Source organism: Leucobacter weissii (assembly GCF_017565745.1).
Classification (GTDB): domain Bacteria; phylum Actinomycetota; class Actinomycetes; order Actinomycetales; family Microbacteriaceae; genus Leucobacter; species Leucobacter weissii.
This window is the reverse complement of the sequence record NZ_JAGDYM010000010.1, coordinates 144,533-165,000: the sequence shown is the minus strand read 5'-3', so window position 1 is coordinate 165,000 and position 20,468 is coordinate 144,533. Positions and strand designations below refer to the sequence as shown.

Here is a 20,468-nt window from a genome sequence, read left to right as displayed (position 1 = left end):
CCGCGCGTGCTGCTCGCGGACGACCACGGGATGATCCGCGAAGGGCTGCGGATCCTCCTCGAATCCGGAGGGATCCGGGTCGTCGGGGAAGCCGCCGATGGAGCCTCCGCCGTGCGCAACGCCGCCGCATTGCGGCCGGACGTGGTCGTCATGGACCTCCGCATGCCCGGGATGAACGGGGTCGAGGCGACCGAGCGGATCGTGCGGGCCGGTGTCGCCGAGGTCCTCGTGCTCACCAGCTTCGACGAGGACGACCTGGTGCTCGGCGCGATCCGGGCGGGCGCCGCGGGCTTCCTGCTGAAGACGACCGAGGCCGCGCCGCTCATCGACGCCGTGCGGCGGATCGCGGCCGGCGAGGGCGTGCTCGATCCGCGGGTGACCCGGCGCGCGCTCGCCGAGGTCGCGAACGGTGCGCCCCGGCCCGAAGCGCCGCCCGGGTTCGCCTCGCTGACGGAACGCGAGAGGGATGTGCTCGCGGCGATCCGCGACGGAAGCTCGAACGCCCGCATCGCGGCCAGGCTCGGTATCTCGCTGCCGACCGTCAAGACGCACGTATCGAGCATCCTCGCCAAGCTGGGCGCCGAGAGCCGCACCCACGCCGCCGCGCTCGCCCGCACGATGCCGTTCGACTGAGCCGTTCGGCTGAGCCGTGCGGCGGAGCAGCCGGATCGCGAGGATCAGCCGAGCCGCGAGGGTCCTGGGAGATCGGTGACGAAGGGGTAGCCTGGGGATGATGAAAGCAGTGGTGACCGCGGGTGCGGCAGCGATCGAGGCGTTGGCCGTCGCGCTCGCCGCCTGGGCGATCATCGCCGTCGTGGGCGTGCTGCTCTGGTGGCTCGCCTTCGACCTCGCAGCCGAACCGGGCGACGTGGTCGCGGGAATCTCCGCCGGTTGGCTGCTCGCGCACTTCGTCCCGCTGGGTTTCTCACTCGACGCAGACGCCGCGCTGAGCCTCGGCCTCGGCGGCGGCGCACTGGACTTCACCCTCTCCCTCGCGCCGCTCGGCCTCACCCTGCTGACCGTCGTCCTCGCCTTCCGCGCCGGTCGGAGATTCGCGCGAGAGGGCGCCAAGGGGGCCGCCGGAGTGCTCGGCGGTGCGATCGGATTCGCGGTCGCCGCCGGCGGCATCGCGGTCCTCGCGTCGCCCCTGCCGGACTGGCCCCTCTGGGCCTGCGCCGCGGTCCCCGCGCTCTGCTACGCTGCGAGCTCGGGAGCCGGGTATCTGCTGCACGCGGCGACCGCGGGGCACGCCTGGTGGAAATCCATGACCCGCCGTGTCCAGCGCCTGGTCGAGCCGTTCGGCGAACTCCGGGCGTCCGCGCTGCCGGGACGCGCGGCGGAGGTGATCCGCCTCGCGGCCGCCTCGGTGGCGGGGCTGGCGACCCTCGGCGCACTCGGCTTCGCCGTGGCCGTCGTCGTCGGCTACGTCGACATCGTCGCGCTGGGGCAGGGGCTGCACCCCGACGTCCTCGGGCTGATCCTCCTGTTCCTGCTCAACCTGGTGCTGCTGCCGGTCGCCTGCGTCTGGGGGATCGCCTGGTTCTCCGGCGCCGGCTTCGCCATCGGCGCCGGCACCTCGGTCACCCCGTTCGAGACGCTTCTGGGCCCCCTCCCGGCGTTCCCGCTCCTCGGCGCCGTCCCGGAGGGCTGGGGATGGGCGGGAGGACTGGCCCCGGCCGCAGTCGTGCTCTCGGCCATCGCGATCGGCGCGCTCGCAGGCGCCCGCAGCGATCTCCGGCACAGCTCACTCTCCGTCGCCATCGTCGTTCCGCTCCTCGCCGCGCTCCTCGCGGGCCTCGCCGTCGCGGGGCTCTCGGCACTCGCCACCGGAGCCGCCGGGCCGGGCCGCCTCGCGGTGGTCGGACCGGCTCCGTGGCTGGTGGGAGGGCTCATCGCGCTCGAGCTCGGCTTCGGCCTGGTGCCCGGCGTGCTCGCCCGACGCCTCGACCTGGAGAGCCGGAGAGAACCGGATCCCGAGCCGAACGCCTTCGACTGGACGGCGAGCGCGGACGAAGAGGTCCCGTCCGCGGGAAACGGCTGAGCGCGAGACCCGCCCGGGACACTACAATTGCTGTGCGCACGTCGGATTCGTCGACGCGCGCAGCAGCGCCCCGCTTCGATGCTCTCCCGGATAGGACCGACGAGCCGCGGAGCTCCACGGACGAGGAGGAGATCGACATGTCGGAACCGACCACCCCGGGCGGAGACCAGCAACCCGCAGCGCCCAAGCCGCCTGCAGCCCCGGAGCCGCCGCAGGGGATCGAACCGCCGCAGGGGATCCAGCCGCCCCAGGGGATCCAGCCGCCGCAGTCGACGTTCCCTCCACAGCCGACTCAGCCGACTCAGCCGCTCCCGTCGGCCCAGCAGCCGTTTGCCCAGCAGGCGACCCAGCCGACTCAGCCGCTCGCTCCGGCCCAGCCTCCCCAGCAGCCCGCACCCCCTTACGGGGCGGCCCCCCAGCAGGGCGCGTCAGGCGGCGGCTACGCTCCGCCGAGCGCTCCGCAGCAGCCGGGCGCTCCCGTCCCCCCGCAGCAGCCGCCGCTGAACGCGCTGGCGATCGTGGCCTTCGTCGGGTCGTTCTTCATCGGACTCGTCGGCATCATCTGCGGGCACATCGCGCTCGGCCAGATCAAGAAGCGGGGTGAGCGCGGCCGCGGTTTCGCCCTCGCCGGCACGATCATCGGCTACGTCCAGGTCGCTCTGGTGATCCTCGGCATCGTCATCTCCCTCGCCGTCGCCGGCATGGTCGTCAGCAGCGTCGACGAGGCGAGCGAGCGCCTCAGCGACAGCATCGAGGAGGTCACGCCGACCCCCACGGTTCCCGAGACCGACCCGGTCGATCCGGACGAGTCGACCGACACCGACGCCGGCACCGAGGGCACCTCCGAGCGCTCCGCGGAGTTCTGCGCGACGCTGAGCGAGATCTCCGAATCCCAGCAGGAAGTCGACGGCACCGAAGTGCCGGAAGCGCTCCGCGACGCCTTCCGCAAGCTCGGCGAGATCGACAGCCCCAACCGCGAGGTCTACGCCGCGTTCAGCGACTTCATCGAGAATCCGCTCGAGGGGAGTTCCGAGGATCTGTTCACGGACTACTTCGATGCCGTCATGGAGGACAGCCTGGCGTGCATGTGAGCGGTGCGGCCCACCTGCTCGACGTCGTCGTACTGATCTCCGGCAGCGGCAGCAACCTCAGGGCGCTGCTCGACGCGACGCGGGATCCCGCCTACCCGGTGCGGATCGTCGGCGTCGGAAGCGATACCGATGCCCCGGGGCTCCGGCACGCGCAGGAGGCCGGGGTGCCCGTCTTCGTGGTGCGGCCCCGCGACTTCGACCGCCGCGAGGCCTGGGGCGAGGCGCTGGCCGCGGCCATCAGGGCGCACGGCGTGAGCGGCGGCCCCGGCCCGGTCGATAGGACCGGACTCGTCGTCAGCGCCGGGCTCATGCGGATCCTCCCCGCCGGGTTCGTCGCCGCCTTCTCTCCGCACCTCATCAACACCCACCCGGCGCTGCTCCCCAGCTTTCCCGGCGCCCGCGCGGTGCGCGATGCGCTCGCCGCCGGGGCGCGGGAGACCGGCGTCAGCGTGCACGTCATCGACGAGGGCGTGGACACCGGCCCGGTCCTGCGCCGTGCGCGGGTCGAGATCCGGCCCGGCGAGAGCGAGCCGGAGCTGCACGAGAGGATCAAGCAGCTCGAGCGGCCGCTGCTCGTCGACACCGTGCGCCGGATCGCCGAGGGCGAACTCGTTCTCGACGCGACGGGACCGTCCGTCAGCTAGACGGCGCCGCACTTCAGCAACCATCCGCCTTCAGACACCACCGACGACAGGAGCTCGCCCGATATGGCAGTCCAGAGCCACGATTCCAGCCTCTACGAGCACCGCGATCTCATTCCGGTGCGCCGCGCGCTCATCTCGGTGAGCGACAAGACGGGCCTGCTCGATCTCGCGCGAGCGCTCGCGGGAGCGGGGGTCGAGATCGTCTCGACCGGGTCGACGGCCCAGACCATCCGGGAGGCGGGGCACGCGGTCGTCGACGTGGCAGAGGTCACCGGTTTCGCGGAGGCCCTCGACGGGCGCGTCAAGACCCTGCACCCCGCCGTGCACGCGGGGCTGCTCGCGGACCTTCGGCTCGAGGATCACCGTCGCCAGTTGAACGAGCTGGGATTCGCGCCCTTCGAACTGGTGGTCGTCAACCTGTACCCCTTCGAGCAGACGGTGGCGGCGGGCAGGCCCGCGGCGGATGTGATCGAGAACGTCGACATCGGCGGGCCGGCGATGGTGAGGGCGACGGCGAAGAACCATGCCAACGCGGCGATCGTGGTGTCGCCCGATCGCTACGACGAGGTGGTCGAGGCGGTGCGCGCGGGCGGCACCACGCTCGGGCTGCGCAGGTCGCTCGCGGCCGACGCCTTCGTGCACACGGCGAACTACGACGGGGCCGTGGCCAACTGGTTCCTCGACCAGCAGGATCGGGACTGGGAGGATCGGCCGCCGTCCGCGGACCCCGGGACCGACGACATCGCCCTCGACGCGATCTTCGAGGAGGACGATCCCGCATCCGGGGAGCACCGGATCTTCGGCTTCTCCATCTCGGGCACGCGGACCGCGGTGCTGCGCTACGGCGAGAACAGCCACCAGCGCGCCGCGCTCTTCGTGGATCCCGAGCTGCCCGGCATCGCGCAGGCGGCGCAACTGCACGGCAAGGCCATGTCGTACAACAACTACGTCGATGCCGATGCCGCGCTGCGCGCCGCCTACGATCACGAGCGTCCGGCGGTCGCCATCGTCAAGCACGCCAATCCGTGCGGGATCGCCGTCGCCCAGGGCGATGCCGGGGATCCGATAGCGGAGGCCCACCGCGCGGCGCACGCCTGCGACCCGGTCTCGGCCTTCGGCGGAGTCATCGCCGCGAATCGGATCGTGACCGCAGAGTTCGCGCGATCCGTGGCCGAGGTGTTCACCGAGGTGCTCATCGCACCCGACTTCGAACCGGAGGCGCTTGTGATCCTGACGCAGAAGAAGAACCTGCGCCTGCTCGTGCTGCCCTCCGATTTCGAACCGAACCCCTACGAGCTGCGGCAGGTCTCGGGCGGCTTCCTGGTGCAGGACGCCGATCGGTCGTTCGCGCCCGCCGCATCGTGGCGGCTCGCGAGCGGGCCGGCGGCCGACGCCGAGACCCTCGCCGAGCTCGAGTTCGCCTGGCGGGCCTGCCGCGCGGTGAAATCGAATGCGATCCTTCTCGCCGCGGGCGGCGCGTCGGTGGGCGTCGGCATGGGACAGGTGAACCGCGTCGATTCGTGCCGGCTCGCGGTCGCCCGGGCGGGGGAGCGGGCCGCCGGGGCCGTGGCGGCCTCCGACGCCTTCTTCCCCTTCGCAGACGGGCTGCAGGTGCTGCTCGACTCCGGCGTCCGCGCGGTCGTGCAGCCCGGCGGCTCCGTGCGCGACGACGAGGTGATCGCTGCGGCGGAGGCCGCCGGCGTCACGATGTATCTCACCGGCGAGCGCCACTTCGCGCACTGACCCGCGCGGCGCCACGAGTGCACCCCCGCCCACCCGCGGGCGTGCCGAAAAGCGACCGTAGTCGAAGGGTAGGCCCGTGGGCGAGGGGCACGCGCGTGGCCAAGCCGGCGCGCGGATAGGATGGTCGCATGGAGATCGTCAAGGGGATTCTGATCGTTCTGCACCTCGTCGGCTTCGGCGTGGTGTTCGGCAGCACGCTGGCCCAGTTCCCCCAGGTGAAGCGCGGCACGGCCAGGATCACCCCGGGGATCCTGCACGGCGCGAACCTGCTGTTCGTCACCGGGCTGCTGCTCGTCGGCATGGTCTACGCGCTCGGCGGCCAGCCGAACAACCTCAAGATCACCGTCAAGCTGCTCGTGCTCATCGTGATGATCGTGATGATCCTGGTCGGACGCAAGAAGCAGCCGGTGCCCGCGGGGATCCTCGGCACCATCGCCGGGCTCTCCTTGCTGAACGTCACGCTCGCGGTGCTCTGGTAGGAGCCGCGCGGGATCTCCGCGTCGGAGGGCGGCGGTGTGAACCGTCGTCAGCTGCCGCGGGGGAGCACGCCGAGCTCGGCGCCGTCCGCATCGTTGAGCACCAGCGCGTCGTCTCGGATCACGGCGGTACTCGCCGCGTTCAGCCAGGTGTCCACGCCCTCGCAGTACATCATCGTGCTGGCCATCTCGCCGAGGTCGATGCGGTCGCCGTCGACGCGCCACGAGCCCATCACGCGGTTGCAGCCGTCGGAGCCCGAGAACCTGCCGTCCTCGTCGAAGACGAGGTGGGGTTCGCCCTGGGCCCCGGGGTCGCCCCAGGTGCCGACCGGGCCGGTGGACGGGGCGCTCGAGCACCCGGCGAGGCACAGGGGCGTCAGTCCCAGTGCCAGCGCGGCGAGCAGCAGCCGAGCGCGGCCGGGGCCTCTCACGCTCATCGAACCACCGGCTCCGAGAAGCGCGCACCCCAGTCGCCCGACTCGCCCGCCGGAGCGATGGACCGGGGCACGTCGAGGGGATTGTCATCGCGGAGTGCGAGCGGCAGGAACGCGGCGGGGGCGTTCTGGAACGCGACGGGGCGCAGGAACCGCGCGATCGCGGCCGTGCCGACCGAGGTGCTCGAGTCGTTGGTCGTCGCGGGCCAGGGTCCGCCGTGCTGCTGCGCGGGCGTGACCGCCACGCCCGTCGGCCAGCCGTTGAACAGCACCCGGCCCACCTGCCGTCCGAGCGCGTCGACGAGCGCGCGCAGCGCAGCGGCGTTCGCGGTCTCCCCGCCCGCCTCGGGGCCGCTCAGGTGCAGGGTGCCCGTCAGGTTGCCCTCGAAGAACTCCGGCACCAGGGCGGCGGGATCGGCGCCCTCCGGGATCTCCACGAGGATCGAGAGCGGACCGAACGCCTCCTCGAGCAGTTCCCGGCGCCCGGCGCGGAAGTCGTCGAGCGCGACCGAGACCACCGTCGGCGTCGCCCAGCCCTGCCCCTCCGAGTCGAAGCGGATCGAACCGTCGATCACCGGGCGCACTCCCGCGGTGCCGAGGATCGCGTCGCGCCGCTCGGCGAAGCTCCGCGCGATGCGCGGCCCGAGCAGGCGGTGCTCGGGGAGTCCCGGGCCCGCGGCTCGCACGGCGTCCGGCAGCGCGCTGCCGGACGGGATGAACACGAAGCCGGGTTTGGTGCACAGCTGCCCGGCGGATCCCGAGACGCTCGTCAGATAGCCGGCGGCGATCTCGTCGGCTCGTTCGGCGATGGCGTCGGCGGTCACGAAGACGGGATTGACGCTGCCCAGTTCGCCGTAGAACGGGATCGGAGCCGGTCGCGCCGCGGCGATGTCGGCGAGCAGCCGTCCGACGCGGATCGAGCCGGTGAAGGCGCCGGCTGCGATCCGCGGATCCTCGAGCACCGCGACCCCGGCTTCCTGGCCGTGGATCACGTGGAGGACGCCCTCCGGCATGCCGGAGGACCGCAGCGCCGCGACGGCGACCTCTGCGGTCGCGTCGCTGAGCTCGGGGTGGCCGGAGTGCGCCTTGACGATCAGCGGGCAGCCGGCCGCGAGGACGGCCGCCGAGTCCCCGCCCAGCACGGAGAAGGCGAAGGGGAAGTTGGAGGCCGAGAAGTTGATGACGGGTCCGAGCGGCAGGTGCGTGCGCCTGATATCGGGGCGGGGACCGAGCACGAAATCGGGATCCGCATGGTCGATGCGCGCATCGAGGTAGCCCCCGTCCACGAGGGCGTCTGCGAACAGGCGGAGCTGCACCGAGGTGCGGGCGACCTCGCCGCTGAGCCGCGCTTCCGTGAGGCCGGTCTCTCGCCGCGCGATCTCGACCAGGCGCGGCCCGGCCTCATCGAGCGCGTCGGCGACGGCGACGATCGCCCGGGCGCGATCCCGGGGGGCGGTGGCGGCGAACGCGGGCGCCGCCCCCGCGGCCGCGGCGACGACGGTCTCGATCTCCGGGGCGAGCGCGGTGTCGGTCATGTCTCGTTCCTCGTCTCTCACACCTTCGGCTGCTGCTGCGTGATGCAGTGGATGCCGCCCCCGCGCGCGAAGAGCGGCCTGGCGTCGATCCCCACCACCTCGCGCCCGGGGTAGAACTCTCTCAGGATCCCGAGCGCCCGGTCGTCGGCCGGGTCCTCGAAGGTGCAGGCGAGCACCGCGTCGTTGATCACCAGATGATTGATGTAGCTGTAGTCGACGAAGCCCTCCTCGTCGCGCAGCGCCTCGGGCGCGGGGAGGTCGACGATCTCGAAGCCCGCACCGGTGTCGCTGCGGTATCGCTCGGCCACCTCGTGATTGACGCGGGCGATCTCGTGGTCGGGGTGGGACGCCGAATCCTGTCGATGCATGAGCAGCGCGTCCGGGACCGGGAACGCGGCGAGGATGTCGCTGTGCCCGCGGGTGCCGAAGGTGTCGTGGTCCCGGGTGAGCCCCCGGGGCAGCCAGAGGGCGCTGGTCGTCCCGATCGTACGGGTCAGCTCCGCCTCGACCCGCTCCTTCGTCCAACCGGGGTTGCGCCCCGGGTCGAGCTGCACCGTCTCGGTGAGCACCACGCGCCCCGTGCCGTCGACCTGGATGCCGCCGCCCTCGTTCACGAGCGCGCTGTCGATGCGGATGGCTCCGGCGGCCTCCGCCACGATGCTGCCGATGTGCTGATCGTTGCCCCACTCGGCCCAGTCCTGCGCGCCCCAGCCGTTGAACACGAAGTTCACCGCGCCCAGGGAGCCGTCGTCCCCGATGACGAAGCTCGGTCCGATGTCCCGCATCCACGCGTCGTCGAGCGCTGCGGTGAGCAGTGCGATCTCGCCGGACAGGTAGCGGCGGGCGACGGACTCATCGCCCGGATTCACCACGACGGTGACCGGCTGGAACCTGGCGGCGGCGTTCGCGACCGCGGCCCAGCAGGATCGCGCCTCCTCGGCGTCGGCCTCGGTGTCTCCCAGGGTGTAGCCGGTGGTCGGCCAGGCCAGCCAGACCCGCTCCTGCGGGTGCCCCTCGATCGGCATGCGCCAGGTGGTCATCGTCGGCCTCGTCTCTTCTCCTGCTCGGATCCTCCGCTCATCATACTCAGCCGGGGAGGGGGATCTTCGGTCGAAGAATCATTTAAGAATAGAGGAATATATGACGTTTCTGGGGCTACGGTATTACATCTGTGTTTCCGCTATTGAAAACTAAAACATCTATGTGTAGGTTATATTTCTGATCGGTCGGCAGCGGGCCGTCCGTGCGGGAATGAGTACGAGGGAGTACCCAATCACCATGAATGAACAATCGACCACAGCAGTCGAGCACGATGAGGATGCTGCGCATCTCGCATCGCTCGGCTACAGCTACGACACGACCTTCAAGCGCGAGATGGGGTTCTGGGGCAACGTCTCCCTCGGCTTCACGTACCTCTCGCCCATCGCCGGCGTCTACGCGATGTTCGCCTTCTCGTTCATGAGCGCCGGCCCGCCCATGGCGTGGGCCCTCGTCATCGCGCTCGTCGGTCAGTTCCTCGTGGCCCTCGTCTTCGGCGAGGTCGTCTCGAACTATCCGGTCGCGGGAGGCGTCTACCCCTGGTCGCGTCGTCTCTGGGGTCGCAAATGGGCGTGGATGAACGGCTGGATCTACGTGGTCGCCCTCGTCGGCACCATCGCCGCCGTGGCCTACAGCGTCGCCCCGTTCCTCATCGACGCCTTCCTGGGCTACGACGAGGCGCGCCCGGCCCCGACCGCGGGCGTCACCGTGCTGGTCGCACTCGGCGCGCTGTTCGTGGCCTCCGTGCTGAACTACCTGGGGACCAGGGCGCTCAGCATCGCGGCCATGGTCGGCCTGATCGCGGAGATGATCGGCTCGGTCGCGATCGGCGTCTACCTGATCATCCGCAACTTCGTCTTCCTCGCCGGCAACGATCCGGAGCATCCGGGCCACTCCTTCTCGGTGTTCTTCACCAATCAGATCACCGCGCCCGACGGCACCGTGACCGTGATCGGCGCAGACGGTCCCTTCGGCAGCGGAATCGGCGGATACTTCGGCGCCTTCGCCTGGGCCGCGCTGATCGGCATGTACGCGTACTACGGCTTCGAGGCCAACGGCGACGTGGCCGAGGAGGTGAAGGATCCCAGCCGCCAGGTGCCCAAGTCCATGCGGATGACCCTCTACGTCGGCGGCCTCACCGCGAATCTGCTCGTGTTCTCGCTGGTGCTCGCGGTGCCCGATTACTCCAAGGTCGCAGACGGCACCGTGGCGAACCCGGTCAGCGCCGCGATCAGCGACGCGTTCGGACCCGTCTTCCCCGTCGTCATGATCGTCGTCTGCATCGCGTTCATCTCGTGCGTCACGAGCCTCCAGGCCGCCGCCAGCCGGCTGCTGTTCTCGATGGGCCGCGACGGGTTCCTCCCCGCCTCGAAGTGGCTCGCGCATCACACCCCGTCCCGCGGCGTGCCGAGCAACGCCGTGATCACGGCGGCCGTGTTCCCGGCGCTGTTCATCCTGCTGTCGCTGTTCGCCGAGAACGCGCTCACCGCGCTGATCGCCTTCGGCACCGTCGGTATCTACATCGGGTTCCAGATGGTGGTGCTGGCTGCGCTGCGAGCCCGCATCAAGGGGTGGAAGCCGGCGGGCAAGTTCACGCTCGGAGCGTGGGCCTATCCCGTCAACATCCTCGCCCTGCTCTGGGGCGTGATCGCCATCCTGAACATCTCCTTCCCCTGGCCCGTGAACGACAACACGTTCCTCGACTGGGCGGTGCTGATCGTGCTGCTGATCGTGCTGGCGGTCGGCTTCACCTACATGCTGGTCACGAAGGCGCACCTTCGCGGCGACGCTCCCGCGGGCGATGCCAGCGGGGCGATCAAGACCGTCGTCTGAGGCGTGTCTCCCTCCCGCCCCGCGCAGGGCGCGACCGGGGACCGGTCAACCGGCCGAACCCCCGGTCGCGCCCTGCGCGCGGGTGCGGGGCGCATCCCGGCAACCGATTCAGAGAGGCGCTCATGGCAGACCTTGCGCTCGACCCGGAACGCTTCGCGCGCGGACCGGAGCGGGCCGACGGCCCGGTGATCCCGGTCGTCGTATCGCTCACCTTCCCCGGCATGGATCAGGGGGCGCACGATCTCGCGCTCGAGCTGACCGTCGTCGCCTTCGACGCGGTCCGGGTCGCGGGCGGACGCCCGCGACTCGTGGATTCCGCAGGGGCTGAGACCTCGGCGATCGCGGAGATCTGCGACGCCGCCGCCGCGGTGCTGTTCCTCGGCGGCGGCGACGTCGACGTCACCTGCTACGGCTACGACGGTCCGCCACCGCGCGGATACTACGGCGTCGACAAGCGCGCGGACGAATTCTGCATCGCCCTCATGCACGAGTGCGTCCGCCGAGATCTGCCGACCCTCGCGTTCTGCCGGGGTTCGCAACTGCTCAACGTCGCCTTCGGCGGCACGCTGATCCCCGACATCGAGCACTGGGGCATCCACCGGGGGCCCGGAGGCGACGGACTCATGATCGACGAGGCGGTCACGCTCGAGCCGGGCTCGCGGATCGCCGAGGTGCTCGGACGCACGGAGGCGATCGTCCGCAACGGCCACCATCAGGCGGTGGACCGCGTGGGCCCGGAGCTCCGCGCGGTCGCGCACGCCGCCGACGGCATCGTCGAGGGCACCGAGCACCGGACGGCGAGCTGGGTGCTCGGCGTGCAGTGGCACCCGGAGGAGAAGCGAGCCGACGTCGACGACCGGCGGCTGATCTTCGAGGCGCTGGTCGAGCGCGCGAGGGCACGCGTGCGCTGAGGCCGCCGCGAGGCCGCCGCGCCGGCGGACGGCGAGGATCAGGCGACGCGTTCCGCGGCGGCTTCGTCGAGGACGGCCGGCAGCCACTCCAGGGCGACATCGCTGCCGAGATCCCAGGACGAGGCGTCGTGGCGGCCGTACTCGCCGACGCGCTCGGCGCCCTGGGCGGCGAAGCGGCGATCGATGTGCTCGCTGCCCTGGCTGTACGTCTCCTCGTAGAAGCTGTCGCCCAGGCCGAACATCGCGTAGCGCACGCCGCTCAGATCCGGGAGCGCCGCATCGAATGCCTCCGCGAAGGGGATCGCGGTGTTCGGCAGGTCCCCCTCTCCATGGGTCGAGCAGACCACGATGTAGAAGGAATCCGAGGTGAGGTCCGCGGGGTCGACGTTCTGCAGGTCGAACACCTCGACCTCATCGACGGTCTCGCGCAGCTTCGCCCCCAGGTCTTCGGCGATCAGCTCGCTGTTGCCCGACTCGGTGCCGTAGAGAACGGTGATCTTCACTGCTGTGTGGTCCTTTCGTATGCGGATGGTGCCGGGGCGACGTCGTCCGTCGCCGCCGTGTCGTCTGCTTCGGCGATGGCGCGCACCGCCTCGGCGTCGTCTGCCCGGGCGACGGCGAGCATCGCCCGGGTGCTGCTGAGCTTGCGTCGGATCCGACCGCTCGGAGCGTGCTCCCGCTCGTGGCGATCGAGCCTCAGCCACTGATCGTAGGAGACGGAGTGCTCCCGTACGGACTCGGGCAGCGCCTCGAATCCCGATCCGGGACGCGATGCTCGGGCGCGCGAGTCCGGGGACTCCCGTGTCAGCGCGCCGGATTCGAGATCGGCGAGGATCTCCTCCGCGACCGCCTTGGCGCAACTCCGGTTCTCCGGGATGCCGCCGATCGGGCCGCGTTTGGCCCAGCCGACCCGGTAGACGCCGGGCGCCACGCGCCCGGTCGACGCGTATTCCGGCTGCCCGTGCTCGTCCAGCAGCCGCCGCAGGGCGTCTGCGGCCGGGCGGAAGCCGATGGCGGTGACGACGGAGGTCGCCGGAATCGTCTCGACGCGACCGCCCGCCACGATCTCGACGCCCTCCACCCGGTCCTCGCCGAGAATCCTGAGGGGTGTCGCTCCGAAGCGGAGCGATACCTCGGGCCCCGGGCGCGCCGGGCGCTCCGGCGCGGTCAGTGCGGCGAGAGCGGCGATCCTCGCGGCCGCGACGCGATCGCCGGATGCTCCCGCCGCGGCTCCGAGGTCGCCGTCGAACCCGTGAATCGAGTAGGAGCCCCGGGGAAGCGCAGCCAGTTCCTTCAGCATCTGCGGATCGCTCTTCGCCGCGGCCGCATCTGAGCGGTTGAGCAGGGTGACCCGCTCGGCCGGGTGCGCGAGGTAGGACTCCAGCGCCGCATCGGCGACATCGCTCTCGGCGTAGCCCGCGGCGTCCTTCACCAGGAAGCGCAGCACGTCGACGGCGACGTTGCCGCCGCCCACGACCACCACGTCGGGCCCCAGTTCCGGGAGCTCCGCCGGTTCCGCCGGGTGGGAGTTCAGCACCCGGGTGACGGCTCCGGCGCCGAACACGCCCGGCAGCGCGCCCCCGGGCACGTCGAGCTCGCGATCCGACACGACGCCGGTCGCGAAGACGACGGCGTCGTACGCGCTGCGGAGCTCGTCGATCCCCAGGCGCTCGCCGACCTCGACGTTCCCCGCGAAGGTCACCCTCGGATCCTGGAAGACCCGCTCGAACTGTCGAGCGATCGCCTTGGTGTGCTGATGGTCGGCGGCGACGCCGTAGCGCACGAGACCGTAGGGGCTCGGCAGGCGGTCGAGAATCGTGATCTCCGTCTCGGGGAGCGCGCGCAGCAGCGACTGGGCGAGGTAGCAGCCGGTCGGTCCGCTGCCGACGATGGCGATGCTCGGCGGGGCAGTTCCCGACATGCTCAGCTCCTTCGCTTCGATCGTGGTGAGGGCCAGTGTACCCCCAAAAGATTCATATTGTGAAGGTTTTGTTCTGAAATGTGTTCGAATTCTCTCGGTAACACTCCCATGAAACACTAACGATGCTTGCAGAATAAAAGATTCACATGTAGCGTATTTACCTATCGTACCTGTGCGATGCAGGTAGGTACGGATATTCGACGAAGGAGTACGAATGACCGCAGTCAGCGGCGCGGCCAGTCACACGGCCGACAGCACCGTGGGCGACGAGGTGCCCTACCTCGACATCGCCTCCCCGAGTTTCGCGATGAGTTCCGAGGCGGTGCGCGACGCTCGGGAACGACACTGGTACGCCGGCACCAATTACGGTGTCGCCGTACTGCGCTACCGGGAGGTCACCGAACTCCTGAAGCACCCCAGCCTCAATCAGGGAAGCGCGAAATGGCCCGATCACCACGGCGTCCACGGCGGCCTCTTCTACGACTGGTGGGTGAAGAACCTGCTCGTGCTCGAGGGCGAGGAGCACCATCGCATCCGACGCCTGCTCAATCCGGCGTTCTCGCCGCGCGTCGCCCAGTCGCTCAAGCCGGAGTTCGAGGAGATCGCGGCCGAGCTGATCAAGAACATGAAGGCGAAGCAGTCGCGCGGCGAGCAGGTCGAGTACGTCGCCGACTTCTCGGAGCCCTTCGCCACACGAGCGCTCTGCGCCATGATGGGCCTGTCCCACGAGCACTGGCCGTTCATCGCGGATCGGGCAAACACCGTCGGCTACGCGCTCAGCATCACCATCAAGGAGGACATCGAACGGATCGACCGGGCGGTGCACGAGCTCTACGACTTCGTCGACGACCTCATCGAGGAGCGCAAGGCGAACCCCGGCGAAGACGTGGTCTCGCGACTGGTCGGCTTCACCGCGCACGGTGACAAGCTCAGCGACGAGGAACTGCGCAACGCCCTCGTGCTGATGCTCTTCGGCGGCATGGACACCACCCGCAACCAGCTCGGCCTGCTCCTCCAGACCTACATCCGCCATCCCGAGCAGTGGGAACTGCTGGCGCAGAACCCCGAGGAGCTGACCAGGCCGGCGCTCGAGGAGGGGCTGCGGGTCAATCCGACCACCAGATGGGTCACCCGCGAGGCCAACGAGGACTTCGAGTACCAGGGACTCCGGATCGCCAAGGGCACCACGGTGCATCTCTTCACCATGTCGAGCGGCACCGACCCCGAGGCGTACCCGGATCCCGAGATAGACATCCTCGCCAAGGACCGCAAGCCCCACCACACCTTCGGCGGGGGCGTGCACCACTGCCTCGGCCACTACATCGCGCGCGCCGACATGAGCGTCGCGCTGCCGATGCTCGCGCAGGCGTTCACCGGGCTCAGCTGCCCGGGCGGGGACGAATGGCTGCCCGACTCCGGCAACCACGGCCCCGTGCGCCTGCCGCTCGACTTCACCGTCCGATGACGACGCCCGCGGTGCGCGCGCGTCGCGCTCCGGCCATGATCCGCAGAACTCCCACGGGCAGTGCTGCCCGACATCAAGAGAGGAACCCCAGATGACCAGTTTGTTGACCGCGCCCGAGGAGCGCGCGCCCGACCTCGCCGGCACCGGTCCCGGCAGCGCCGATCTCATCACCGGCGGCAGCTTCGGCGCCTCGCTGCGCGAGATCATCGCCGACGACACCGCCTTCGAGCGGCACCGGGAGGCGAACACGCGCCGGGAGAACGTGGAGGCGTTCGGCGAGAAGATCCGCGAGAGCGGGGTCAAGTACATCTACTACATGCTGCCGACGCTCGGCAGCCGCACGGTCGCGAAGGTCGTGCCGGCGGTGCACTACGAGCGGATGCTGCGCAAGGGCATCGCGTTCCATCGGACCGCCCTGACCGACCTGCAGACGAGCCGGGAGGGCGAGCTCATCGGCGGCGGCGTGGACGCGCACGAGTTCTGGGGGCTGCCCGAACCCGAGACCTTCCAGGTGCTGCCCTGGGATCCGGAGGTCGGCCGGGTGTTCTGCACCGCCTACGATCCGCCGCATCTGGGGGCGGCCGGCGGGCGGATGATCCCGCTCGACACGCGGGCGCTGTTCATCGCGGCGCACCGCTCCTTCACCGAGCGCACCGGCCTCGAGCTCCGCAGCGGGCTGGAGCCCGAGATGAGCTGGGAGGGACCGGGCATCGAGGTGATCGCCAAAGCGGACCAGAGCCCCGCGTACCAGGTGGAGAACCTCGAGAAGATGCGCCCCGTCTACAAGAGGGTGATCTCCTACGGGCAGGCGCTCGGCTTCAGCATGATCCAGGGCGACTACGAGGACGACGGCCAGATCGAGCTGAACTGGGACTACGACCGCTCGGAGCGCACCGCGGAGCGCATGACCACCTACCGCCAGATCTGCAAGCAGGTGGCGCGAGAGCTCGGCCTGGAGGCGAGCTTCATGCCCAAGCCCTACACGGGCAAGATGGGCAACGGCTGCCACCACAACCTGAGTCTCTGGCGCGGTGAGGAGAACGTGGTCGAGGACGGCCGGGTCGAACTGCACGCCACCGATATCGCACGGCACGCCATCGGCGGCATGCTGCTCCACGCGCCCGGATCGATGGTCGCGATGGGACCGACGGTGAACTCCTACAAGCGGTTCTGGGACGCCGGGCAGTTCGCTCCGTCCGGCGCCGACTGGGGCCTCGACACCCGAGGCGTCGCGATCCGCATCTCCGCGAACGGCCGGATGGAGTACCGCCTGCCCGACGCGAGCGTGAACCCCTACCTCTCCCACCTCTTCCTGCTGGCGGCGGTCGAGCACGGTCTCGACGCTCGGATCGATCCCGGCGAGCCGGGCGAGCCGAGCGAGGCGATCCGCTCCGCGGCCATCCCGAACACCCTGGGAGCCGCGATCGAGGCCTTCGAGGCCGACGACTACCTCACGGGTGCGATGCCCGAAGAGCTGAGCCGCATCCTGTTGCAGCTGCGGCGGGACGACTGGGGCCGCTACTGCGGCCACATCACCGAGTGGGAGCGCGAGCAGTACTGGGAGGCGATCCCGTGAGCCGCATCATCCGTCTCGCCTGCATCGACTCGCCGGCCCTGCCGCTCTTCGACAAGAGCCCCGACGGCGTCAGCCGCGCCGGTTACGAGCCCGACGCCGCGGCGCTCGTGTTCGATCGGATTGGCGCCGAGATCCAGTGGGTCATGCTGCCCTGGGAGGAGATGATCCCGGCCGTGCGCCGCGGCGACGCCGACGCCGTGTGGTGCGGTCAGGGGATCACCCCGGAGCGCTCCGCGCTCGTCGACTTCTCGCGCCCCTACGCGGTCTTCAACGAGACGCTCATCGTCCGCGCCGACGATCCCGCGCGCGCGCCCGAGCAGCTGGCCGGGTATCGCATCGGTGCGATCGCCGGCTCCACCAACATGAAGCTCGCGGAGACCTTCCCCGGTGCCGAGCTGGTGAGCTTCGGAGCCAGCGACGACGTATTCAGCGAGATGATCGAGGCCACCCGCTCCGGCGAGGTTGACGGCTTCGTCGACGACGACGTGGTGATGATCCCGCTCGGCAAGGAGGATCCCGACTTCGTCGAGGCCTTCACGGTCGAGACCCGCAACCGCTGGGGGGTCGGGGTCGCCCCGGGCAACGACGCGCTCCGGACGGAGATCGACGACGCCCTCGGCGCGGTCATCGCGGACGGTTCGCTCGAACGCGTCTGGCGCGAGTGGATGCCGCTGCTCGCGTTCCCCCTGGGGGACGGTTAGCATGGGGAGCTCGCCGAAGGGGCGGTCGTGAGTTCCTCGACCGCCCCCCGCATCGCGGTGACCGGGATGTGGTCGAACCGGATCCACGGGCTCCGCTTCGACGGCAGCGCGGTCGCCGCGGCCGTGCTGCGCTCGGTGATCCGGGCCGGAGGCGAGCCGCTGACGCTCTTCGCCGAGCACCCCGGTGAGCCGGAGTCGCGCCTGCACGGCTTCGACGGACTGCTGGTGCCGGGAGGCTCGGACGTCGACCCGGCCCGTTACGGCCAGGGCCGGCACGAGGCCACCGCTACCGCGGACTTCCCGGAGCAGGACGAGTTCGAGGCCGGTCTGCTCGCGGCCGCCGTGCGCCTCGGACTGCCGGTGCTCGCGATCTGCCGGGGTTTCCAACTGCTGAACGTCGAGCACGGGGGCACCCTGGTGCAGGATCTCCCGTCCGACAGCCCGCACCGCGACAGCGTGCACGAGGTGACGCTCCGCGACGAGTCCCGGCTCGCCGCCGCGATGGGCGTGGGGAGTCTGCCGGTGTCCTCCTACCATCATCAGTCCATCGACCGAGTCGGCGACGGGCTCACGGTGGTCGGCACGGCGGAGGACGGGGTGGTCGAGGCGCTCGAGTCCGCCGACCCCGGCGTCGAGATGCTCGCGATACAGTGGCATCCGGAGGATTCTTCAGCCGAGGATCCGCGCCAGCAGGCGCTGTTCCAGTGGCTGGTCGATCGCGCACGGGCGAAGAGGGAGGCGAGGAATGACTAGGGTGCTGGTCGTCGAGCACGAGGGCGACGCGCCGATCGGGCACATCGGTGAGCGGCTGCGGGATCTCGGCGTCGAGCTCATCGAGGTCGGGCCGGACACCGGGAGGGAGGTGCCGGCCTCGACCGACGGATACGACGGTCTGATCGTGCTGGGAGGCGCGATGGGCCCGACCGACGACGGCGAGGCGCCCTGGTTGCCGGCGACGCGCGGGCTGCTCGCCGAGGCCGTCGATCGGCAGCTTCCGACGCTGGGCATCTGCCTCGGCGCGCAGCTGCTGTCGACCGCGACGGGAGGTCGCGTCCGCACGATCCCCGAGGGCCCCGAGGTGGGCCTGCATTCGGTGAACCTGCTGCCGGAGGCGGACGACGACCCGCTGCTCGGCTCCCTCGGCGACGAGTTGCCCGTGGTCCAGTGGCACTGGCTCGAATCCGATCTGCTGCCGCCGGGCGCCGAGCTGCTCGCCTCGAGCCCGGCCTGCACCAATCAGGCCTACCGGCTGGGGGAGCGCGCCTGGGGGCTGCAATTCCATCCCGAGGCGCTGGGCGAGGCGGCCGAGAAGTGGACGGAACTGGAGGACGTCACTCCGCTCGGCCTCGACCCGGCGCAGGTGGTCGAGGAGGTGCGGGCGGCGGAGCCGCAGCTGCGCCGGACCTGGCAGACCATCGCCGAACGCTTCGCCGGTCTGCTCTGACACCCGGCCGCTCCACCGGCTCGGAGGCTGCAGCACGCGTCCCGCTCGGCCCGCCCACCATGTGGGCGGGCCGACGGGCCGAGTCCACCATGCGAGCATTTCCCGGCTCCGCGGGGTTCCGCCCTTGCCTGATCCGTGCGGGGCTTCTACGCTCTGAACAGCGTCGACCGCCCGGGAGGCGCCGAGGCGGCTGCGGTGCGCGGACGTGCGCCCCGACGGGATCCCGCCGCCGCGCCCCGAGCCGAGAAACGAGACCACGCATGCCGGCCAGCGCCCTGCTCAAACAGCACCTCGGCGTGCACTACCCGACGGTCACGCACGGGGAGGGCGTGTTCCTCTTCGACGACGAGGGTCGTCGCTATCTCGACGGGGCGGGCGGAGCGATGACCGCGAGCATCGGCCACGGGGTCCGGGAGGTCGCCGAGGCGATGCGGGAGCAGGCGGCGCGAGTCGCCTTCAGCTATCGGACCCAGTTCACCAATGGGCCGGCGGAAGAGCTCGCGCGGAGGCTGACCGCCCTCGCGCCCGGGGATCTCGACCACGCCTTCTTCGTGAACAGCGGCTCGGAGGCGACGGAGTTCGCGATCCGCGCGGCCGTGGGCCACTGGCGGGAACGCGGCCGACCGCACAAGGTGAAGGTGCTCGGTCGAGAGCTGAGCTACCACGGCATGACGCTCGGCTCGCTCTCGATGTCCGGCCACGCGGCGCGGCGCCCGGACTACGGTTCGCTGCTGCACCCGTTCCCGGTCGCGCCGCCGGCCCATGCGTTCCGCTTCGCGCGCCCCGGAGAGAGCGAGGAGGCCTACGCGGCGCGCGCCGCCGAGGCCTTCGAGCGCGAGATCGTCGCCGCGGATCCCGGCACCGTGGCCGCGATCATCGTCGAGCCGATCGTCGGCGCCGCGGGCGGAGTGCTGGTGCCGCCGAGCGGGTACCTGCGCCGCCTGCGCGAGATCTGCGACCGGCTCGAGGTGCTCCTGATCCTCGACGAGGTCATCACGGGGCTGGGGCGCACCGGGGCCTGGTTCGCCAGCGAGACGGAGGGCGTGGTGCCCGATCTGCTCGCGGTGGGGAAGGGGCTGAGCGCCGGCTACACGCCGATGGCCGCCGTGCTCCTGCGCACGCACCTGGTGGAGGCGATCGCGTCCGGCAGCGGCGTCGCCCCGTTCGGCCACACCTTCTCCGGCAACCCGCTCGGAGCGGCGACCTGTCTGGCGGTGCTCGACCACCTGGAGGCACACGCCGTGCTCGACAACGCGGTCGAGCGCGGGGCGCAGCTCGCGGCAGGGCTGCGGCGCCTTGCCGCGGCGCACCCCTTCGTCGCGGACGTCCGCGGGCGGGGTCTGCTCTGGGGCTTCGAGTTCGTGCGCGACGCGCGGACCGGACATCCTCCCGACCCCGCTCATCAGGCCGCTGCCGTCTTCGTGCGGCTCTGCTTCGCCGAGGGACTGATCGTGTACCCCGCCGGCATCGCACCGCTGAACAATGCGGTGATGCTCGCCCCGCCCCTGACCATCCGCGAGGACGAGGTCGAGCTGCTGCTCGAGCTGCTCGGAGCGGCGCTGAACGGGATGCGACCCGAGGCCGAGCGCTGGACCGACTGAACCGGTCGGCGGGA

At 70.8% G+C, this 20,468-nt stretch carries 19 protein-coding genes; 14 read left to right on the top strand and 5 right to left on the bottom strand.

All coding sequences use genetic code 11. The features are described 5' to 3' along the window. Window positions 1-30 precede the first annotated feature (30 nt). The 6 genes from J4H92_RS09495 (at window position 31) to J4H92_RS09470 (ending at window position 5,998) form a co-directional block, all read left to right on the top strand. Window positions 31-633: a response regulator gene (locus J4H92_RS09495; protein ID WP_243752217.1), complete on the top strand. Its 603-nt coding sequence runs from the start codon at window positions 31-33 to the stop codon at window positions 631-633. A 100-nt stretch (window positions 634-733) separates the two neighbouring features. Further along, window positions 734-2,041, top strand: coding sequence for a cell division protein PerM (locus tag J4H92_RS09490; protein ID WP_208097936.1), 1,308 nt, complete (start codon window positions 734-736; stop codon window positions 2,039-2,041). A 137-nt stretch (window positions 2,042-2,178) separates the two neighbouring features. Beyond that, entirely contained in the window at window positions 2,179-3,132 is a 954-nt protein-coding gene (locus J4H92_RS09485) for a DUF4190 domain-containing protein (protein ID WP_208097935.1), read from the top strand. A gap of 14 nt (window positions 3,133-3,146) precedes the next feature. Beyond that, a complete protein-coding gene (gene purN / locus J4H92_RS09480; RefSeq protein ID WP_208098005.1) occupies window positions 3,147-3,776 on the top strand; it encodes a phosphoribosylglycinamide formyltransferase in 630 nt (209 codons plus the stop codon). Between the two features lie 63 nt (window positions 3,777-3,839). Beyond that, window positions 3,840-5,519 carry a bifunctional phosphoribosylaminoimidazolecarboxamide formyltransferase/IMP cyclohydrolase gene (gene purH / locus J4H92_RS09475; RefSeq protein WP_208097934.1) on the top strand — a complete coding sequence of 560 codons (1,680 nt, stop codon included), beginning with the start codon at window positions 3,840-3,842 and terminating at the stop codon, window positions 5,517-5,519. Between the two features lie 128 nt (window positions 5,520-5,647). Further along, on the top strand, window positions 5,648-5,998 hold the full coding sequence (locus J4H92_RS09470; protein ID WP_208097933.1) for a hypothetical protein: 351 nt from the start codon (window positions 5,648-5,650) through the stop codon (window positions 5,996-5,998). A 47-nt stretch (window positions 5,999-6,045) separates the two neighbouring features. Here the strand turns inward: J4H92_RS09470 and J4H92_RS09465 are convergent, their stop codons facing one another. The 3 genes from J4H92_RS09465 to J4H92_RS09455 are packed head-to-tail and all read right to left on the bottom strand — an operon-like array spanning window position 6,046 to window position 9,004. Beyond that, window positions 6,046-6,432: an META domain-containing protein gene (locus J4H92_RS09465; protein ID WP_208097932.1), complete on the bottom strand. Its 387-nt coding sequence runs from the start codon at window positions 6,430-6,432 to the stop codon at window positions 6,046-6,048. After that, entirely contained in the window at window positions 6,429-7,964 is a 1,536-nt protein-coding gene (locus J4H92_RS09460; protein ID WP_208097931.1) for an aldehyde dehydrogenase (NADP(+)), read from the bottom strand. The genes J4H92_RS09465 and J4H92_RS09460 overlap by 4 nt, the downstream gene beginning before the upstream one ends. A gap of 17 nt (window positions 7,965-7,981) precedes the next feature. Continuing rightward, entirely contained in the window at window positions 7,982-9,004 is a 1,023-nt protein-coding gene (locus J4H92_RS09455) for an agmatine deiminase family protein (RefSeq protein ID WP_208097930.1), read from the bottom strand. Window positions 9,005-9,242: 238 nt separating this feature from the next. Between J4H92_RS09455 and J4H92_RS09450 the strand changes: the two genes are divergently transcribed. Both J4H92_RS09450 and J4H92_RS09445 read left to right on the top strand, forming a co-directional pair. Continuing rightward, window positions 9,243-10,835, top strand: coding sequence for an APC family permease (locus tag J4H92_RS09450; RefSeq protein WP_208097929.1), 1,593 nt, complete (start codon window positions 9,243-9,245; stop codon window positions 10,833-10,835). A 122-nt stretch (window positions 10,836-10,957) separates the two neighbouring features. Then, a complete protein-coding gene (locus tag J4H92_RS09445; RefSeq protein WP_208097928.1) occupies window positions 10,958-11,746 on the top strand; it encodes a gamma-glutamyl-gamma-aminobutyrate hydrolase family protein in 789 nt (262 codons plus the stop codon). A 38-nt stretch (window positions 11,747-11,784) separates the two neighbouring features. Here J4H92_RS09445 and J4H92_RS09440 read toward each other — a convergent pair whose 3' ends face one another. Together J4H92_RS09440 and J4H92_RS09435 are read right to left on the bottom strand one after the other, a co-directional pair. After that, window positions 11,785-12,249 (bottom strand): flavodoxin domain-containing protein, encoded by a 465-nt coding sequence (locus J4H92_RS09440; RefSeq protein ID WP_208097927.1) that lies wholly within the window; start codon window positions 12,247-12,249, stop codon window positions 11,785-11,787. Next, on the bottom strand, window positions 12,246-13,667 hold the full coding sequence (locus J4H92_RS09435) for an FAD-dependent oxidoreductase (protein WP_208097926.1): 1,422 nt from the start codon (window positions 13,665-13,667) through the stop codon (window positions 12,246-12,248). The genes J4H92_RS09440 and J4H92_RS09435 overlap by 4 nt, the downstream gene beginning before the upstream one ends. Before the next feature lie 214 nt (window positions 13,668-13,881). Between J4H92_RS09435 and J4H92_RS09430 the strand changes: the two genes are divergently transcribed. The 6 genes from J4H92_RS09430 to J4H92_RS09405 all read left to right on the top strand — a co-directional run bounded on the left by J4H92_RS09430 (window position 13,882) and on the right by J4H92_RS09405 (window position 20,454). Further along, complete coding sequence (locus tag J4H92_RS09430; RefSeq protein WP_208097925.1) at window positions 13,882-15,132, top strand: cytochrome P450; 1,251 nt, start codon at window positions 13,882-13,884, stop codon at window positions 15,130-15,132. 91 nt (window positions 15,133-15,223) lie between these two features. Continuing rightward, window positions 15,224-16,708, top strand: a complete 1,485-nt coding sequence (locus J4H92_RS09425) for a glutamine synthetase family protein (protein WP_208097924.1) — start codon at window positions 15,224-15,226, stop codon at window positions 16,706-16,708. Further along, on the top strand, window positions 16,705-17,409 hold the full coding sequence (locus J4H92_RS09420) for an ABC transporter substrate-binding protein (RefSeq protein WP_341783056.1): 705 nt from the start codon (window positions 16,705-16,707) through the stop codon (window positions 17,407-17,409). The genes J4H92_RS09425 and J4H92_RS09420 overlap by 4 nt, the downstream gene beginning before the upstream one ends. A gap of 27 nt (window positions 17,410-17,436) precedes the next feature. Further along, window positions 17,437-18,162: a gamma-glutamyl-gamma-aminobutyrate hydrolase family protein gene (locus J4H92_RS09415; protein ID WP_341783055.1), complete on the top strand. Its 726-nt coding sequence runs from the start codon at window positions 17,437-17,439 to the stop codon at window positions 18,160-18,162. Continuing rightward, complete coding sequence (locus tag J4H92_RS09410) at window positions 18,155-18,853, top strand: type 1 glutamine amidotransferase (RefSeq protein WP_208097923.1); 699 nt, start codon at window positions 18,155-18,157, stop codon at window positions 18,851-18,853. Before J4H92_RS09415 ends, J4H92_RS09410 begins: the two co-directional genes overlap by 8 nt. 260 nt (window positions 18,854-19,113) lie before the next feature. Next, on the top strand, window positions 19,114-20,454 hold the full coding sequence (locus J4H92_RS09405; protein WP_208097922.1) for an aminotransferase class III-fold pyridoxal phosphate-dependent enzyme: 1,341 nt from the start codon (window positions 19,114-19,116) through the stop codon (window positions 20,452-20,454). Window positions 20,455-20,468: the final 14 nt, after the last annotated feature.

Bases quoted from the DNA above. Each gene is read 5' to 3' on its own strand.
- J4H92_RS09405 (WP_208097922.1), top strand. From the start codon at position 19,114: ATGCCGGCCAGCGCCCTGCTCAAACAGCACCTCGGCGTGCACTACCCG.
- J4H92_RS09470 (WP_208097933.1), top strand. From the start codon at position 5,648: ATGGAGATCGTCAAGGGGATTCTGATCGTTCTGCACCTCGTCGGCTTC.
- J4H92_RS09410 (WP_208097923.1), top strand. From the start codon at position 18,155: ATGACTAGGGTGCTGGTCGTCGAGCACGAGGGCGACGCGCCGATCGGG.
- J4H92_RS09425 (WP_208097924.1), top strand. From the start codon at position 15,224: ATGACCAGTTTGTTGACCGCGCCCGAGGAGCGCGCGCCCGACCTCGCC.
- purH (WP_208097934.1), top strand. From the start codon at position 3,840: ATGGCAGTCCAGAGCCACGATTCCAGCCTCTACGAGCACCGCGATCTC.
- J4H92_RS09460 (WP_208097931.1), bottom strand. From the start codon at position 7,964: ATGACCGACACCGCGCTCGCCCCGGAGATCGAGACCGTCGTCGCCGCG.
- J4H92_RS09430 (WP_208097925.1), top strand. From the start codon at position 13,882: ATGACCGCAGTCAGCGGCGCGGCCAGTCACACGGCCGACAGCACCGTG.
- J4H92_RS09490 (WP_208097936.1), top strand. From the start codon at position 734: ATGAAAGCAGTGGTGACCGCGGGTGCGGCAGCGATCGAGGCGTTGGCC.
- J4H92_RS09495 (WP_243752217.1), top strand. From the start codon at position 31: ATGATCCGCGAAGGGCTGCGGATCCTCCTCGAATCCGGAGGGATCCGG.
- J4H92_RS09465 (WP_208097932.1), bottom strand. From the start codon at position 6,432: ATGAGCGTGAGAGGCCCCGGCCGCGCTCGGCTGCTGCTCGCCGCGCTG.
- J4H92_RS09450 (WP_208097929.1), top strand. From the start codon at position 9,243: ATGAATGAACAATCGACCACAGCAGTCGAGCACGATGAGGATGCTGCG.
- J4H92_RS09445 (WP_208097928.1), top strand. From the start codon at position 10,958: ATGGCAGACCTTGCGCTCGACCCGGAACGCTTCGCGCGCGGACCGGAG.
- J4H92_RS09485 (WP_208097935.1), top strand. From the start codon at position 2,179: ATGTCGGAACCGACCACCCCGGGCGGAGACCAGCAACCCGCAGCGCCC.
- J4H92_RS09455 (WP_208097930.1), bottom strand. From the start codon at position 9,004: ATGACCACCTGGCGCATGCCGATCGAGGGGCACCCGCAGGAGCGGGTC.
- J4H92_RS09435 (WP_208097926.1), bottom strand. From the start codon at position 13,667: ATGTCGGGAACTGCCCCGCCGAGCATCGCCATCGTCGGCAGCGGACCG.